This is a genomic window from Aeromonas sp. R5-1, from assembly GCF_040908265.1.
GTDB lineage: Bacteria > Pseudomonadota > Gammaproteobacteria > Enterobacterales > Aeromonadaceae > Aeromonas > Aeromonas caviae.
This window is the reverse complement of sequence record NZ_JBFODJ010000103.1, coordinates 21936-35833: the sequence shown is the minus strand read 5'-3', so window position 1 is coordinate 35833 and position 13898 is coordinate 21936. Positions and strand designations below refer to the sequence as shown.

The 13898-nt window shown below is 62.0% G+C and carries 18 protein-coding genes; 6 read left to right on the top strand and 12 right to left on the bottom strand.

Translation table 11 applies throughout. The features are described from left to right. Nucleotides 1–53 precede the first annotated feature (53 nt). From AB5Y64_RS14220 to AB5Y64_RS14185, 8 genes are all read right to left on the bottom strand, one after another. Nucleotides 54–902 carry a TIGR03899 family protein gene (locus AB5Y64_RS14220; RefSeq protein ID WP_010675590.1) on the bottom strand — a complete coding sequence of 283 codons (849 nt, stop codon included), beginning with the start codon at nucleotides 900–902 and terminating at the stop codon, nucleotides 54–56. Between the two features lie 121 nt (nucleotides 903–1023). Then, entirely contained in the window at nucleotides 1024–1500 is a 477-nt protein-coding gene (locus tag AB5Y64_RS14215; RefSeq protein WP_010675589.1) for a DUF3299 domain-containing protein, read from the bottom strand. 31 nt (nucleotides 1501–1531) lie between these two features. Then, a complete protein-coding gene (locus AB5Y64_RS14210; RefSeq protein WP_039040840.1) occupies nucleotides 1532–2779 on the bottom strand; it encodes an ABC transporter permease in 1248 nt (415 codons plus the stop codon). A gap of 58 nt (nucleotides 2780–2837) precedes the next feature. Then, nucleotides 2838–3524, bottom strand: a complete 687-nt coding sequence (locus AB5Y64_RS14205; protein WP_039040841.1) for an ABC transporter ATP-binding protein — start codon at nucleotides 3522–3524, stop codon at nucleotides 2838–2840. 4 nt (nucleotides 3525–3528) lie between these two features. Continuing rightward, entirely contained in the window at nucleotides 3529–4137 is a 609-nt protein-coding gene (locus tag AB5Y64_RS14200) for a DUF2796 domain-containing protein (protein ID WP_182935264.1), read from the bottom strand. Between the two features lie 36 nt (nucleotides 4138–4173). Beyond that, nucleotides 4174–4464 (bottom strand): hypothetical protein, encoded by a 291-nt coding sequence (locus tag AB5Y64_RS14195; RefSeq protein WP_080560573.1) that lies wholly within the window; start codon nucleotides 4462–4464, stop codon nucleotides 4174–4176. Nucleotides 4465–4507: 43 nt separating this feature from the next. Further along, a complete protein-coding gene (locus tag AB5Y64_RS14190) occupies nucleotides 4508–5050 on the bottom strand; it encodes a YtfJ family protein (RefSeq protein ID WP_010675585.1) in 543 nt (180 codons plus the stop codon). Between the two features lie 205 nt (nucleotides 5051–5255). Further along, nucleotides 5256–6134 (bottom strand): hypothetical protein, encoded by an 879-nt coding sequence (locus tag AB5Y64_RS14185; RefSeq protein ID WP_010675584.1) that lies wholly within the window; start codon nucleotides 6132–6134, stop codon nucleotides 5256–5258. 123 nt (nucleotides 6135–6257) lie between these two features. Between AB5Y64_RS14185 and AB5Y64_RS14180 the strand changes: the two genes are divergently transcribed. Next, nucleotides 6258–6608: a hypothetical protein gene (locus AB5Y64_RS14180; protein ID WP_010675583.1), complete on the top strand. Its 351-nt coding sequence runs from the start codon at nucleotides 6258–6260 to the stop codon at nucleotides 6606–6608. A gap of 26 nt (nucleotides 6609–6634) precedes the next feature. Here the strand turns inward: AB5Y64_RS14180 and ppa are convergent, their stop codons facing one another. Beyond that, entirely contained in the window at nucleotides 6635–7165 is a 531-nt protein-coding gene (ppa, locus tag AB5Y64_RS14175) for an inorganic diphosphatase (RefSeq protein ID WP_005335667.1), read from the bottom strand. A 233-nt stretch (nucleotides 7166–7398) separates the two neighbouring features. Here ppa and mpl point away from each other — a divergent pair, with 233 nt between their 5' ends. Both mpl and AB5Y64_RS14165 read left to right on the top strand, forming a co-directional pair. Continuing rightward, complete coding sequence (gene mpl / locus AB5Y64_RS14170) at nucleotides 7399–8769, top strand: UDP-N-acetylmuramate:L-alanyl-gamma-D-glutamyl-meso-diaminopimelate ligase (protein WP_039040843.1); 1371 nt, start codon at nucleotides 7399–7401, stop codon at nucleotides 8767–8769. Further along, nucleotides 8766–9377 carry a flavin prenyltransferase UbiX gene (locus tag AB5Y64_RS14165; RefSeq protein WP_039040844.1) on the top strand — a complete coding sequence of 204 codons (612 nt, stop codon included), beginning with the start codon at nucleotides 8766–8768 and terminating at the stop codon, nucleotides 9375–9377. Before mpl ends, AB5Y64_RS14165 begins: the two co-directional genes overlap by 4 nt. A 70-nt stretch (nucleotides 9378–9447) precedes the next feature. On the opposite strand, the gene AB5Y64_RS14160 is transcribed toward AB5Y64_RS14165, so the two are convergent. Next, nucleotides 9448–10062: a TetR/AcrR family transcriptional regulator gene (locus AB5Y64_RS14160; RefSeq protein ID WP_029314803.1), complete on the bottom strand. Its 615-nt coding sequence runs from the start codon at nucleotides 10060–10062 to the stop codon at nucleotides 9448–9450. A gap of 201 nt (nucleotides 10063–10263) precedes the next feature. Here AB5Y64_RS14160 and hpt point away from each other — a divergent pair, with 201 nt between their 5' ends. From hpt to AB5Y64_RS14145, 3 genes are all read left to right on the top strand, one after another. Further along, nucleotides 10264–10794, top strand: coding sequence for a hypoxanthine phosphoribosyltransferase (gene hpt, locus AB5Y64_RS14155; RefSeq protein ID WP_010675579.1), 531 nt, complete (start codon nucleotides 10264–10266; stop codon nucleotides 10792–10794). 112 nt (nucleotides 10795–10906) lie between these two features. After that, complete coding sequence (locus AB5Y64_RS14150) at nucleotides 10907–11824, top strand: ABC transporter ATP-binding protein (protein ID WP_039040845.1); 918 nt, start codon at nucleotides 10907–10909, stop codon at nucleotides 11822–11824. Next, entirely contained in the window at nucleotides 11821–12594 is a 774-nt protein-coding gene (locus tag AB5Y64_RS14145) for an ABC transporter permease (RefSeq protein WP_010675577.1), read from the top strand. Before AB5Y64_RS14150 ends, AB5Y64_RS14145 begins: the two co-directional genes overlap by 4 nt. Before the next feature lie 61 nt (nucleotides 12595–12655). On the opposite strand, the gene AB5Y64_RS14140 is transcribed toward AB5Y64_RS14145, so the two are convergent. Then, nucleotides 12656–13003 (bottom strand): putative quinol monooxygenase, encoded by a 348-nt coding sequence (locus AB5Y64_RS14140; RefSeq protein ID WP_010675576.1) that lies wholly within the window; start codon nucleotides 13001–13003, stop codon nucleotides 12656–12658. A 20-nt stretch (nucleotides 13004–13023) separates the two neighbouring features. After that, entirely contained in the window at nucleotides 13024–13878 is an 855-nt protein-coding gene (gene panC / locus AB5Y64_RS14135; protein ID WP_039040846.1) for a pantoate--beta-alanine ligase, read from the bottom strand. Nucleotides 13879–13898 lie beyond the last annotated feature (20 nt).

Below are 13898 nucleotides of genomic sequence, written 5' to 3'. Positions count from 1 at the left end.
TGGCGGGGCGGGTTTCGCAATTTGGCAAGGCGGGGCCGGGGCCTCCGCCAGCCTCAGGCGGGCAGATCCGGCTCGCTGACCGGGGCCGGCATCTGGGTCTCTATCTGCAGGTGGGTGGAGAGCAGGGTCTTCAGATCCTGCAGGTACTCCTCCAGGGGGGGCTCGTCCAGCAGCAGGGCAAGCTCGTTGCCTACAGGGGTGAGCCGGTAATAGAGCAGGGTGAGGTTGCTCTGGCGTTGGCGCAGACGCCAGCGCTGGTTGCCAAAGGCCAGCTCGACCCCGTCGGCGGGCAGGGGACCGGATTCGAGCTCGCCACGGTGCAGCAGCCCGAGATCGCACAGCAGCAGCAGGGCGCTGTAGGGCACCCGGTATTTGCCGAGCCCCATTCGGGTGACCTTGGCGCGACTGAGCAGGCTGGCCCCCTTGTGCATGCCCAGCAGCAGACGCTGCTCGTCGCTGCCCTCGTAGTGGCAGGAGAGGGCGCAGATGCGCTGGAACAGCTGGGCTTCGCGCTGGGTCATCTCCTTGAGGGTGTTGAGGGCACGGATGGAGAAGCGGCCCGGGGTCGCCACTTCCAGGGCGAAGATGCGACCCCACAACTGCTGCATGGGGGTCATGCTGATGTCTTCGGCCAGTTGCAGGAAGCGGGTGAGCCAGTCGCTGTCTATCTCGCCGCCGGCGGCGGTCTCTTCGCAGTGGCGCGCGGCCATCACCATGATGGATTCCAGATTGCGCTGGCGGGTGGCCTGCTCCGCCAGCTGGCGGAAGGTGGCGCGCTGCTCGAAGGTGCTGTCGCTGTTGCGGGTGAGCATGCCATCGATGCCGCGGCTGCGGGCCAGGCGCAGGGTCTGCTCCTGGCTGCTCAGGATGGAACTCTCTTTCTTGGGGGGCAGGTCAGCCATGCTGGCTCCGTGATGGCAAGGTCTGGTAGTGAATGTTACTCCAACCAAATCCATGAACAATCCCTTTGCCGGGGTCGTCACGGGATAAAAAAATGGCCTCCCGGGGGAGGCCATCAGGGGCTCACTCTTCGTAGACGCTGACCTCGACCGCGTCCATGGAGTAGGAAGCGGTGGCCATCTCGTGGCTGGAGCTGACGGTGTGCATCTTGCCCTTGACCCAGATGGCGTCCCAGAGGTCATCCACCGGCGCTCCCTTGGGGTAGCTCACGTAGATCACCTGGTTGGTGGGCGGGGGCGGCACGTGAATGCAGGCACCGAAGTAGGGGACCAGCAGGAAGGCGGTGATGGTCTTGGCATCCCCTTCCAGGGGCACCACGAACCCGGGGATCCGTACCTCCTGATTGTCCAGCTTCTTGTTGACGCCCCCCACCGGCTGGGGCACCGAGGAGAAGTCGCCGTCATGGCTGACCTGGGGCGGTGGCAGCAGTTTTTCCCCCTCCGGGATGAGGATATCCCAGTCGATGGTCTTGTAATCTGCAGCCATGGCAGGCAGCACCAGCAGGCTGGCCAGCAGCGCCACTATTTTCCACTTCATCATCTGTTCTTCTCTCTTGGTCGGATGCGTCGGGTCAGACGCGAATGCTCATGCCGTCGCTCAGGCTGTAGCGGTAAGCGCGGGCGGCAGGCAGCAGCCCGATCACCATGCCCGCCAGCCAGACCAGGCCCAGCAGTTGCCACTCATAGGCGCTCGGCAGACCCAGGCTCATTTGCAGGCCATAGTGGCTGAGCAGCCAGGGGCTAGCAAGCCCCTGACCGAGATAGAGCGCGGCCACCCCGAGGGCGATGCCCGCCGTGGTGAGTGCCATCGCCTCCAGCGCCAGCAGCAGGAAGAGATGGGCAGGGCCCGCCCCCAGGGAGCGCAGAATGGCGAGCTCGCGGCGCCGCTCGTTGAGGCCGGCGAGCAGGGTGGTCAGCATGCCGATGAGGCCCGCCACCACCACAAAGCCCGCGATCACCGACAGGGCGGTCTCCGCCACGCTCATCAGCCCCCAGAGCTCCTGCAGGGCGGCTCCCGGCAGGATGGCCATCAGGGGCTCCCTGGGATAGGTGTTGACGCTGCGCTGCAACTGGAACGCCAGGATCCGGTTGCTCAGCCCCACCATGAAGGCGGTGATGGTCTTGGGGGTGAGATCCAGCGCCATCGCCTGTTCCGGGGTCACGTTCTTGCTGTGACGACCGGTGTCCCAGCCCAGGTGGATCGCCTCTATGCCCGCCAGCGGCACATGAATGGTGCGATCGATGGGGGTGCCGGTGGGGGCCAGGATCCCCACCACCTTGAACGGCATGTTGTCGTGCTGGCTGAACGAGGTGTTGCCGGCGCCATGGGCGATGACGATGGATTGATCCAGGTGATAGCCGAGCTTTTCGGCCACCTGGGCACCCAACACCGCTTCAAACGGTGTTTCGAAGGGGCGGCCTTCGCGCAGAACGAGCGCCTGCTGCTGGCCGTACTTCAGGTGGGTGAAGTAGTCCCCGTTGGTGCCGAGCACGCGAAACCCCTTGTGGGAGTCGCCAAGGGAGAGGGGGATGGTCCAGGCGATACCGGGCCTGGCCTTGATGGCCTGGTAGGAGTCCCAGCCCACGTTGTTGGTGGGGTTGCCGATGCGAAACACCGAATAGAGCAGCAGGTTCACCTGGCCGGAGCGGGCGCCGACGATGAGATCGGTGCCGGAGACGGTGTTGGCGAAGCTATCCCGTGCCTGACTGCGCACCCGCTCCACCCCGAGCAGCAGGGTGACGCTGATGGCGACGGCCAGCAGGGTGAGCCCGGCGGTGAGGCGACGGGCCCAGAGACTTTGCAGGGCGAGTTTCAGCATGAAAGCCTCCGCAGTGAAGGGGAGATGGCCGGACGGGCTGCGAGATGATGGCGTGTGGTCATGCCGCCCTCCGGTTGAGCTGTTGCAGGTTCTCCACCCGGGGGAAGAGGGGCTCCAGATAGGGATCGTGACTGACGAAGACCAGGGTAGACCCCTGCTTGTCGCACTCCTCGAACAGCAGTCGGATGAAGGCGGCCCGGTTGTCAGTGTCCAGGGCCGAGGTGGGCTCGTCGGCGATCACCAGAGGAGGGGAGCCTATCAGGGCGCGGGCGGCGGCGACTCGCTGCTGCTGGCCGATGCTGAGGGCGTGGACGGGGCGATGGAGTGCCTCATCCGGCAGTTGCAGTTCTGCCAGCAGGCGGCGCGCCTCCTGCTCGGGGCTCCCTGTCAGGCGGGCCCGCTTGGCGGGTGAAAAGGTGAGGGCAGCGGTGACGTTGTCCTGCACCGAGAGAAACGGCAGCAGATTGAACTGCTGGAAGATGTACCCCAGATTGGCCGCCCGGAACTGGTCACGGGCGCGGCCGGAAAGCCGGGCCAGGGGCTGGCCCAGCACCTCCAGGGTGCCGTGGTTGGCGGTCTGGATACCGGCCAGCAACCCGAGCAGGGTGGACTTGCCACAACCCGATGGGCCCTTGATGAAGACGCGCTCACCCTCGTGGATGCGAAGGGCGGGCAGATCGAGGACGGCTTCGTGACCCGGCCAGGCAAAGGCCAGATCACGGATCTCAACCACGGCATGTTTCATGGTGTTACCAGCCCAGTTTGTTGGCGGACGGAGTCAGTTCGGCGGCGGTCTGGCCGGTGGGCAGTATGCCCTGCACGCTCAGCTTCTCCAGGCTCGGGTAGAGGCTGAACAGGGTGGCCTCGAGACCGGTGAGCTTGGCCGGGGTAGCGCAGGTGTAGGTGTACATGGCCCCCATGTCCGCATGGCCCGCGTCGTCGTGATGGTGTTCATCGTGAGCGCCATCAGCCTTGTCGTGCTCGTGCTCGTGCTCGTGCTCGTGCTCGTGCTCGTGCTCATGGTCATGGTCATGATCTTCCTTGGCGGCCTGCAGCTCCTGCTGGGTCAGCTTGCAGCCGGCGGCCGGGTCGAAACGGAAGAGGGCGTCGGGCTGCTGGAGGCGGGCCACCGCCTTGGCATACTGCGCTTTCTCCTCATCGGTGTTGGCGGCATGCTCGAAGCCCACCAGATCGGCGGCAGGGGCCTGCAACTCGATCATCAGCTGGTTGCCGTCGAGGACCAGGTTGAGGTGGCCGTGACCGTGCTCATGGGCACCGTGGCTGTGGCTTTCGTGTTCGTCGTGATGGGCCTGGGCGCCGAAGGCGGCAGCGGCCAGCAACAGGGTGACTGCTTTCATCGTTAATCCTTTTGAATAAATAGAGAAAAGATTGGTTCAAAAAAAGAAACAATGAAGGGGCGGTGGGGCGCGGATACGGCGATGTCCCGTGGTGCCGGTGGCCGCCCTCGGTTGGGGAGTGCCGATATACCGGTCGATGCCAGAGGAGAGGGGAGGGAGAACGGGGGTCGGCGTCAGTGCCAGCTTGCCATCCAGATGCAGGACGCAGAGGGTGCAGGTATGACCGTGATCGGGCAGGGCTGCTTCAAGAGGGTGCTGTGCCAGCGCCGGTTGCATCCACAACCAGCCCAGCAGCAACACCCAGATTGTCAGTGTGGAACGACCCATAGACCCTTGTGGAAAGGGCGCCATCAGCGCCCTTCTCTCTGATTCAGAGATGGGACTGGATGAGCCCCATCACCTTGGTTATCTCGGCGGCATCGAGCTGGCCATCTTTGGCAAACAGCACCTTGCCCTCTTTATCCAGCAGTATGATGGCCGAACTTTCCGGGGTGAGCGCCCAGGCGTTGCGGGCCATCCCCTTGGCATCCAGCACCATGGCGGACCAGGGGAACTCTTTCTTGCTGTCCTCGGCACTGCTCTTCACGAAACCGGACGTGCCCCAGATGGCGTCATTGCTGTTGATGATGGTGACGGTCTGGTACTTGTCGTGGGGCAGCTTGGCCGCCTTGATCGCCTCGATCATGGGGGCATTGAGCTCCTTGGCGCTGGAGCGACCCGCGATGTGCTGGATCAGGAAGACCTTGCCGGTCAGGACCTTGCTCTGCCAGGGCTGATAGCTGATCTCCTTCTCCTTGAGCACCAGCTCCCCCTTGTCGCTGATGTTGACCAGCGGCACCTGGGTTGATTCCTTGATGTTGTGGGCCATGACCAGGGTTGGCAGCAGCGCCAGAGTAAGCACGAGATGTTTCATCCGGATGACACTCCTTTGTGATGTTATAACGATTTTTGGGTCGAGGGAATGGGACCCTGAACATCCTAAACTGATCGGATCTGTTTAAAAAGTGTTAAATAATGCAGGGTGCGACGGTGATCTTGTCAACATGGTCGCCATCCCCCCAATGACGGCGGCAAGAATGGCATGTCATCCATCAAAAGCAAGTGATGGTCAGAAGAGGCTAGTAGAGCGGTTCGCTGATCAAGGGAATCTGGGCCATGGTCATCTGCTGGGCCAGCAGGGGAGAACCGGTGAGCAGCACGTGGCGCTGATTGCCGATCACCAGGGTGTCTCCCTCAAGGCCGCTGTCGGCCGTGATGGCGAGCCAGGCCGGCGAGACGCTGCCGATGCTGATGTTCGGATAGATGATGCTGAGGCTGTACTGGGGTGCCAGCTCCGCCAGCAGACTGGCCATGAGCAGCGCCTTCTCGTCGCTGTCGGCCTTGTTGTCCTGCAGGGCCTGCAAGGGCGGAGCGAAGTGGTCCATCTGCTCGGGCGGGGTGGGGATGCCGCTCAGCCACTCCTGCAGCAGGGTGACGCTGGTGGCGAGATCCTTGGCCGAAAACTGCTGTGCCAGGGGTTTGAGGTCTCCCTTGAACTGATAGAACAGCTGGGAGTAGTTGGGGCGCACGCAGGGCAGCTTCTGATTGGCCGGGTGAACGCAGGGCTGGACCCGCATCTCGTAGAAGGCGTCCTCCTGATATTGCCGGTAGGCCTGCCAGAACTGGGCGGATTCGAGGCTGCTGTCGTGCAGGGTAAAGGCCTGTTCCAGGTTGCGGAACTTGGTGGCCGTCTCCGGGCTGTGCTGGTTGATCTGGTTGATGCTGTTGTAGAGGCGCGGACTGATGTAGGAGTAGAGTGTTTCCAGCGGGAAGTTGAGGGCGGTGTCGAGCTGTGTCATCTCGTGACGGCTGGCTGAAAAGGTGCGCTCATCTGCCGTCAATTGCAGGTGCTTTTGCTGACCATCCGCAGATTGCCACTGCCAGCTCAGGTTGATCTCGTTGGCCTGCGCCATGGTGCCGAAGAGCAGACTGCACAGAAAGCCTTGTGCCAGTTTCATGGTGCGCCTCCGCCTGGGTTGATAATAAACAACTAGGTGAGTGACCGGCATTTGGATTGGTCTGGTGACAGATATATTGGTAATTATCTGATCTGACTTTAAATTTAATTCAGGAAATAAGTCATGGGGGAAATCATCATGAAGCTTGTTTCACGGTTTCTGCTGATATTGGTGGCCACGCCGGCGCTGGCGGGGCAGGTCATCGTCAATCAGGGATTGTCCAGCGCGGATACCTTCGCCCTGCGGGATCAGCTGGCCCGGGAGCATGAATGGCAGGAGTGGCTGCGCTTCCAGCAGGCCATCAAGTGGCTGGAGGTGCTGCCGGTCAACTGCGATCTGGTGGGAGGTGCCGGTCAGGAATATCGCTGCGGTGATGACTATTACCGCCCCTATCGGCAAAACGGGCGCGACCTCTATATCCAGGGGGATCCCCCCGGAGCGTCCCCGCAACGACCCATAAAAAAGGCGCCATAAGGCGCCTTTTTTTGCGAGGGATACGCTTATTTTGCAGCGTAACGCTCGGCAGAGGTCTTGATCTCGGCTTCGGCAGCGGCCTTGTCGCCCCAACCTTCCACCTTGACCCACTTGCCCGCTTCCAGCTCTTTGTAGCGCTCGAAGAAGTGCTGGATCTGGGCTTTCAGCAACTCGGGCAGATCGTTCACATCCTGGATGTGATCGTACTGCTTGGTCAGCTTGGAGTGGGGAACGGCCACGATCTTGGCGTCTTCGCCTGATTCGTCGGTCATCTTCAGCACACCGACCGGGCGGCAACGGATGACGGAGCCGGCCAGCAGCGGGTAGGGAGTCGGAACCAGCACGTCGACCGGATCCCCGTCCAGGGACAGGGTGGCGTTCACGTAACCGTAGTTGCACGGGTAGAACATCGGGGTGGACATGAAACGGTCAACGAAGATGGCGCCGCTGTCCTTGTCGACTTCGTATTTGATCGGGTCGGCGTTCTGCGGGATTTCGATGATGACGTAGATGTCGTCAGGCAGGCTCTTGCCGGCCGGTACCAGGTTCAGGCTCATGACGTTTCCTTTGAGTGTTGGAGTCAAGTTTGCAGGCCGACATTATAGCGATGTCCCGTCAAATGACCATATTTCAAGGGCCGGGTGGCGTGGCGGAGGGGAGCTTTTCCCCGCGCTTGCCCGATTTCTGTCGTCTGCGGGCGCCGATGCCTTCGCTCCCCATGGGCGCGGCTTGTGCCACCGGGTCAACAGACCCTAGAATGCGCACTCCCTTTACTGGAAAAGGCAGCGGTATGCACATTCACATTCTCGGGATCTGCGGCACCTTCATGGGTGGTCTGGCGGTGTTGGCAAAACAGCTTGGCTATCGGGTGACCGGCTCCGACGCCAACGTCTATCCCCCCATGAGCACCCAGCTCGAGCAACAGGGCATCGAACTGACCGAAGGCTACGACCCCTCCCAGCTCGATCCTGCGCCGGATCTGGTGGTGATCGGCAACGCCATGAGCCGTGGCAACCCCTGTGTGGAATATGTGCTGGACCGCAATCTGCCCTATATCTCCGGCCCTCAGTGGCTGCTGGAGCACGTGCTGAAGGATCGCTGGGTGCTGGCCGTCGCGGGCACCCATGGCAAGACCACCACCGCCAGCATGCTGGCCTGGGTGCTGGAGTATGCCAAGCTGGAACCCGGTTTCCTCATAGGCGGCGTGCCGGGCAACTTCCCGGTTTCCGCCCGTCTCGGCTCGGCTCCCTTCTTTGTGATTGAAGCGGACGAATATGACTGCGCCTTCTTCGACAAGCGATCCAAGTTTGTCCACTACCACCCGCGCACCCTGGTGATGAACAACCTGGAGTTCGACCACGCTGACATCTTCCCGGATCTCGCCGCCATCCAGCGCCAGTTCCACCACCTGATGCGCACCGTGCCGAGCAACGGCCGGGTGCTCTTCCCCAAAGGCGATGACAACCTTACCGCCGTGCGCGAGATGGGCTGCTGGAGCGAGGTGGAGCTGGTGGGCCAGGACGACGCCAAGTGGAAGGCGGTGAAGCTGGCCGATGACGGCTCCGCCTTCGAGGTGTGGCTGGATGGCGTGAAACAGGGGGAGGTGCACTGGGAGTGCATCGGCGAGCACAACGTCAACAACGGTCTGATGGCCATCGCCGCCGCCCGTCATGCCGGTGTCATGGTGGAGCACGGGATCAACGCCCTCTGCCAGTTCAAGTCCCCCAAGCGGCGCATGGAGCTGAAAGGGGAAGTGGCCGGCATCAGCGTCTATGACGACTTCGCTCACCACCCCACCGCCATCGAGACCACCCTGGGCGGCCTGCGCGCCAAGGTGGGCAAGGCCCGCATCCTGGCGGTGCTGGAGCCCCGCTCCAACACCATGAAGCTCGGGGTTCACAAGGAGGAGCTGGCCGGTTGCTTCGACGGTGCCGACGAGGTGTTCTTCTTCCAGCCCCCCAACATCGGCTGGGATCTGGGGGAGGTGACGGCCCACATGACCCGGCCTGCCCGGGTATTCGAGGCCCTTGATGCCCTGATTGGCGCCCTGGTGGCCGAGAGCCGCCCAGGGGATCATATTCTGATCATGAGCAACGGCGGGTTTGGCGGCATTCACGACAAGCTGATCGCCCGCCTCAAGGAGCTGCAGAGCGCATCATGAACAAGGCCATCACCCTGGCGCTGACCGGCGCCTCCGGCGCTCCCTATGCCCTGCGCCTGCTGGAATGCCTGGTGCAGACGGACTATCGGGTCTTCCTGCTCGCCTCCTCGGCGGCCAGGGTTGTGCTCAAGACCGAGCAGCAGCAGGATTGGCCGGGCTCCCCCAGGGAGCTGTCGGCGTACCTCTGTCGCCAATATGGTGCCAAAGAGGGTCAGATCGTCGCCTGCGGCAAGGAGGAGTGGTTCTCGCCGGTAGCTTCCGGCTCGGCGGCCCCCAAACAGATGGTGGTCTGCCCCTGCTCCATGGGTACCGTCTCGGCCATTGCCAACGGCACCTCGGACAACCTGCTGGAGCGCGCGGCAGACGTGGTGATCAAGGAGCGGGGCCAGCTGATTCTGGTGCCCCGGGAGAGCCCCTTCTCGGCGATCCATCTGGAGAACATGCTCAAGCTTGCCCGTCTTGGCGTGACCATCATGCCGGCGGCGCCAGGGTTTTACCATGAACCCAAAAGCATCGAGGATCTGGTGGACTTCATGGTCGCCCGCATCCTCGACCACCTGGGTGTCGAGCATGAGTTGACCAGTCGCTGGGGTTATGCCAACCACTGATACGGTGGGGAGCGGACAAAAAAGCGGCGNGCTGTAAAGCCCGGCGCCGCTTTGTCAACATCTGCGCGAGTCAGCTGGCCTGGATGGGGGCCGTCACGTACTTGAACAGGAAATCCGTCACCTCTTCCCGGCTCGGACGCTGTGGCTGATTGATCATCTGCATCATCACATAGCCAAAACCGGTCAGGGAGCGGGCCAGATCCTGCGCCGACAGCACGCTCTGGATCTCGCCGTTGTCGATGGCCCGTTGCAGGTGGGGGGCAATGCGCTCCAGCGCCTTGTCCAGCAGCCGGGTGTAGCGAGGCCACACTTCTTCCCGCACCGAGGAGCTCCACTCCAGCCAGATGCTGGCGTGATCGGGCTTGTCATAGGCGGCGTCAACGAACAGCTTCACGTGGCGGTGAATGCTCTCCCTGGCGGAGCCCTGACCGTTGTAGGCCTGTTCGAGGATCTGCTGTACGAAGGCTTCGATTTCTGTCAGCACTTCGTCGACCAGATCTTCACGAGTATTGAAATAGTTAAAAACGGTCGCAACCGAGACCTTTGCCTGTTCGGCTATTTCGGCATGCCCCGCACGGCCGATGCCGCGACGGGAAAATACCTCGACGGCACACTCCATCAATTGATCACGGCGAGCCTCCGGCGAAAGCCGGGTTCGACGTCTTATTTCTGCGCGTGGTTCCATAGTTTTTTCATCTAATAGTTATTGATTATGGTGTTTATAGTATTGTCACCGATAATGCCCGAAGGCTTGCTAACTCTATCAATTAAAATAAGCCGATAAAAGCATCACGTATGCCTGACGCCCACTGGTTGGAGTGGTAGAATCCTCGGTTTTGACGTTAATGAACGGCCAATAACCCTTTGGTCATTATTGGAGTATGTGATGAAACACATTGTCGAGGTGATGATCCCCGAGGCCGAGGTTGCAGCCCGGATCGCCACGCTAGGTGAAGAGATTACCGCCCGTTACCAGGGCTCCGAGGAAGTGGTCATGATCGGCCTGCTGCGCGGCTCCTGCGTCTTCCTGGCGGATCTCTGCCGTCAGTGCCAGTTGCCCATCACCCTGGACTTTATGACTGCCTCCAGCTATGGCTCCGGCATGCACAGCACCCGTGACGTGCGCATCCTCAAGGATCTGGATGACGACATCAAAGGCAAGGACGTGGTGATCGTGGAGGACATCATCGACACCGGTTACACCCTCAACAAGGTGCGCGAGATCCTCTCCCTGCGCGAGCCGAAATCCCTGGCCATCTGCACCCTGCTGGACAAACCGTCCCGCCGCGAGGTTCAGGTGCCGGTGGACTGGCTTGGCTTCTCCATCCCGGACGAGTTCGTGGTGGGCTGTGGCATTGACTACGCCCAGAAGTACCGTAACCTGCCTTTCATTGGCAAGGTGGTACCGCAAGAGTAAGCCGGGTCCGAAGTAGCAAGGCAGGCTGGCCGGCCCGCCATCGACTGTCTTCAGGCGGCGTCACAGCCGCCTTTTCTGTCTCGAGATGGGCTCATCCATCACAGGGGTTGCAATGAACGCATTGGAAATCAGCGGTCTGAAGAAGACCTATCAGGGGGGCGTCGAAGCCCTCAAGGGCATCGATCTCACCGTCAAACAGGGGGATTTCTTCGCCCTGCTCGGTCCCAACGGGGCGGGCAAATCCACCACCATCGGCGTGATCAGCTCACTGGTGAACAAGAGCGCCGGCAAGGTGAAGGTATTCGGTCATGACATCGATACCGATCTGGAGCTGGCCAAGTCCCAGCTCGGCCTGGTGCCCCAGGAGTTCAACTTCAGCCAGTTCGAGAAGGTGAGCCAGATAGTGACTCACCAGGCCGGTTTCTATGGAGTGCCGCGGGCCGAGGCCAAGGTGCGCGCCGAGAAGTACCTGCGTCAGCTCGATCTGTGGGACAAGCGCGACATGGCCGCCCGCACTCTCTCCGGTGGCATGAAGCGCCGGTTGATGATTGCCCGCGCCCTGATGCATGAGCCCAAGCTGCTGATCCTGGATGAGCCGACCGCCGGGGTGGACATCGAGATCCGCCGTTCCATGTGGAGTTTCCTCAAGGATCTCAACGAGCAGGGGGTGACCATCATCCTGACCACCCACTACCTGGAAGAGGCCGAGATGCTGTGCCGCAACATCGGCATCATCGACAAGGGCCGTCTCATCGAGAACACCAGCATGAAGAGCCTGCTCGGCAAGCTGGGTCGCGAGACCTTCCTGCTGGATCTGGTGCCGGGTTCCACCGTACCGGCCCTGCCCGAGTTCAACGGCCGGATGCAGGATGAGAACACCCTGGAAGTGGAGCTGGAGAAGAGCCAGTCCCTCAACAGCCTGTTCGAGCAGCTCTCCGCCCAGGGGGTGAAGGTGCTCAGCATGCGCAACAAGGCGAACCGGCTGGAAGAGCTGTTCGTCAATCTGGTAGAGGAGGGTCGCAAAGCATGAACCCCATGACCTATTACATCGCCTTCAAGAGCATTCTGGCCAAGGAAGTGAGCCGCTTCACCCGGATCTGGATCCAGACCCTGGTGCCGCCCGCCATCACCATGAGCCTCTACTTCGTCATTTTTGGCAACCTCATCGGCTCGCGCATCGGCGACATGGGGGGCTTCAGCTACATGGAGTTCATCGTACCCGGCCTCATCATGATGTCGGTCATCACCAACTCCTACTCCAACGTCGCCTCCTCCTTCTACAGCGCCAAGTTCCAGCGCAACGTGGAGGAGCTGCTGGTGGCGCCGGTGCCCAACTACATCATCATCGCGGGGTATGTGGGCGGTGGCGTGGCGCGCGGCCTCTGTGTCGGCCTCATCGTCACCCTGGTGTCGCTGTTCTTCGTGCCGCTGCAGATCCATCACCTGTTCAGCGTCTGCGTGACCGTGCTGCTCACCTCCATCCTCTTCTCCCTGGGGGGGCTCATCAACGCGGTGTTCGCGAAGTCGTTCGATGACATCAGCATCATCCCGACCTTCATCCTGACTCCCCTGACCTATCTGGGGGGCGTCTTCTACTCCATCACCCTGCTGCCGCCGTTCTGGCAGGGGGTTTCCCAGGTGAACCCCATCATCTACATGGTGAACGCGTTCCGCTACGGCTTCCTCGGGATCTCCGACGTGCCCCTCGGCACCGCCTATCTCATCATCATCGGCTTCATCCTGGTGCTCTACGGGATGGCCTGGTGGCTCATCTCCCGCGGCACCGGTCTGCGCCACTGAGGCGCAGCACCTGCCAGCAAAAAGGCGCCCTCGGGCGCCTTTTTATTTGCACATGTCGGTCTCAGAGGGCCGGGGCATCGTAGTCCGCGGGCTCGTCGCTGTAGACGCAGACGTTCCACTTGGCCGCGAGGCCATCATCCGCGAGGCAGTAGCGCTCGAAGAAGGCCTTGATACCGGCGCGCTGGCAGTGGGCCTCGAAGCTCGCCATGTCGCGCCAGATCTCGTTGAAGACGATGGGGAAGCTCTCCCCCTCGGCAAAGGGGCTCTGGATATGGCGGGTGACGATGTACTGCAGGCAGCCATCTTCACGCAGGGTGTCGGGTTCGAGCCCTTGCAGGACGCGGAACAGGGCCTGCTCCTGGCCCGGCTTGGGCTGGAACTGGGCGATGCAGTAAACCTTCTTGGACATCGTGGTCTCCTTGCCGTGTCTCAACCCCGCAGGGCGACGACCCGGTTGTCGATGAGGCGGGCCTTGCCCAGATAGGCGGCCATCAGGATCACCAGGCGCTGGCTCTCGGCGCTGGCGGATTCCAGGGTGTCGGCATCGACGATGTCGATGGCATCCGTCCTGAATCCCGCGTTGTCGAGGCGTTGGCTGGCCTGGGCAACCAGGGAGGGGAGGTGACTGTTCCCCGCTTCAATCTGCCCGGCAATCCAGTTCATGGTGCGCGCGAGCTCGGGGGCGATGGCCCGCTCGGCAGCGGTCAGATAGCCGTTGCGCGAAGAGAGGGCCAGCCCGTCTTCGGCCCGCACGGTCGGCACGCCCACGATCTCGATGGGCATGGCCATGTCGGCCACCATCTTGCGAATGAGCGCGAGCTGCTGGTAATCCTTCTCGCCAAAGCAGGCCACGTTCGGCTGTACCAGATTGAACAGCTTGGTGACCACGGTACTGACCCCGCGAAAATGCCCCGGACGCAGTGCCCCTTCCAGCAGGCTGGAGATGCCGGGCACCTCGACGAAGGTCTGGCTGGCGAGCCCCTGGGGATACATGATCTCCGGTGTCGGGGTGAAGACCAGGTCCACACCGGCGGCCTCCAGGGCGGCGCAATCCTGCTCCAGGGTGCGGGGGTAGTTGGCGAGATCCTCGGCCTTGTCGAACTGCAAGGGGTTCACAAAGATGCTGACCACCACCTTGTCGCCATGGCGGCGGGCCTCCTCGACCAGGGTGAGATGACCCTGATGCAGATTGCCCATGGTGGGCACGAATGCGATGGCGCGGCCTTCGCGATGCCATTGACCGATCTGCTCGCGCAGCGCGGCGGGATTGTTCACAACCAACATCGTCAGTTCACCTTCAGATG

Excerpts from the sequence above, each read along its gene's own strand:
- AB5Y64_RS14220 (WP_010675590.1), bottom strand. The coding sequence starts at position 902 with ATGGCTGACCTGCCCCCCAAGAAAGAGAGTTCCATCCTGAGCAGCCAG.
- AB5Y64_RS14215 (WP_010675589.1), bottom strand. The coding sequence starts at position 1,500 with ATGATGAAGTGGAAAATAGTGGCGCTGCTGGCCAGCCTGCTGGTGCTG.
- AB5Y64_RS14210 (WP_039040840.1), bottom strand. The coding sequence starts at position 2,779 with ATGCTGAAACTCGCCCTGCAAAGTCTCTGGGCCCGTCGCCTCACCGCC.
- AB5Y64_RS14205 (WP_039040841.1), bottom strand. The coding sequence starts at position 3,524 with ATGAAACATGCCGTGGTTGAGATCCGTGATCTGGCCTTTGCCTGGCCG.
- AB5Y64_RS14200 (WP_182935264.1), bottom strand. The coding sequence starts at position 4,137 with ATGAAAGCAGTCACCCTGTTGCTGGCCGCTGCCGCCTTCGGCGCCCAG.
- AB5Y64_RS14195 (WP_080560573.1), bottom strand. The coding sequence starts at position 4,464 with ATGGGTCGTTCCACACTGACAATCTGGGTGTTGCTGCTGGGCTGGTTG.
- AB5Y64_RS14190 (WP_010675585.1), bottom strand. The coding sequence starts at position 5,050 with ATGAAACATCTCGTGCTTACTCTGGCGCTGCTGCCAACCCTGGTCATG.
- AB5Y64_RS14185 (WP_010675584.1), bottom strand. The coding sequence starts at position 6,134 with ATGAAACTGGCACAAGGCTTTCTGTGCAGTCTGCTCTTCGGCACCATG.
- AB5Y64_RS14180 (WP_010675583.1), top strand. The coding sequence starts at position 6,258 with ATGGGGGAAATCATCATGAAGCTTGTTTCACGGTTTCTGCTGATATTG.
- ppa (WP_005335667.1), bottom strand. The coding sequence starts at position 7,165 with ATGAGCCTGAACCTGGTACCGGCCGGCAAGAGCCTGCCTGACGACATC.
- mpl (WP_039040843.1), top strand. The coding sequence starts at position 7,399 with ATGCACATTCACATTCTCGGGATCTGCGGCACCTTCATGGGTGGTCTG.
- AB5Y64_RS14165 (WP_039040844.1), top strand. The coding sequence starts at position 8,766 with ATGAACAAGGCCATCACCCTGGCGCTGACCGGCGCCTCCGGCGCTCCC.
- AB5Y64_RS14160 (WP_029314803.1), bottom strand. The coding sequence starts at position 10,062 with ATGGAACCACGCGCAGAAATAAGACGTCGAACCCGGCTTTCGCCGGAG.
- hpt (WP_010675579.1), top strand. The coding sequence starts at position 10,264 with ATGAAACACATTGTCGAGGTGATGATCCCCGAGGCCGAGGTTGCAGCC.
- AB5Y64_RS14150 (WP_039040845.1), top strand. The coding sequence starts at position 10,907 with ATGAACGCATTGGAAATCAGCGGTCTGAAGAAGACCTATCAGGGGGGC.
- AB5Y64_RS14145 (WP_010675577.1), top strand. The coding sequence starts at position 11,821 with ATGAACCCCATGACCTATTACATCGCCTTCAAGAGCATTCTGGCCAAG.
- AB5Y64_RS14140 (WP_010675576.1), bottom strand. The coding sequence starts at position 13,003 with ATGTCCAAGAAGGTTTACTGCATCGCCCAGTTCCAGCCCAAGCCGGGC.
- panC (WP_039040846.1), bottom strand. The coding sequence starts at position 13,878 with ATGTTGGTTGTGAACAATCCCGCCGCGCTGCGCGAGCAGATCGGTCAA.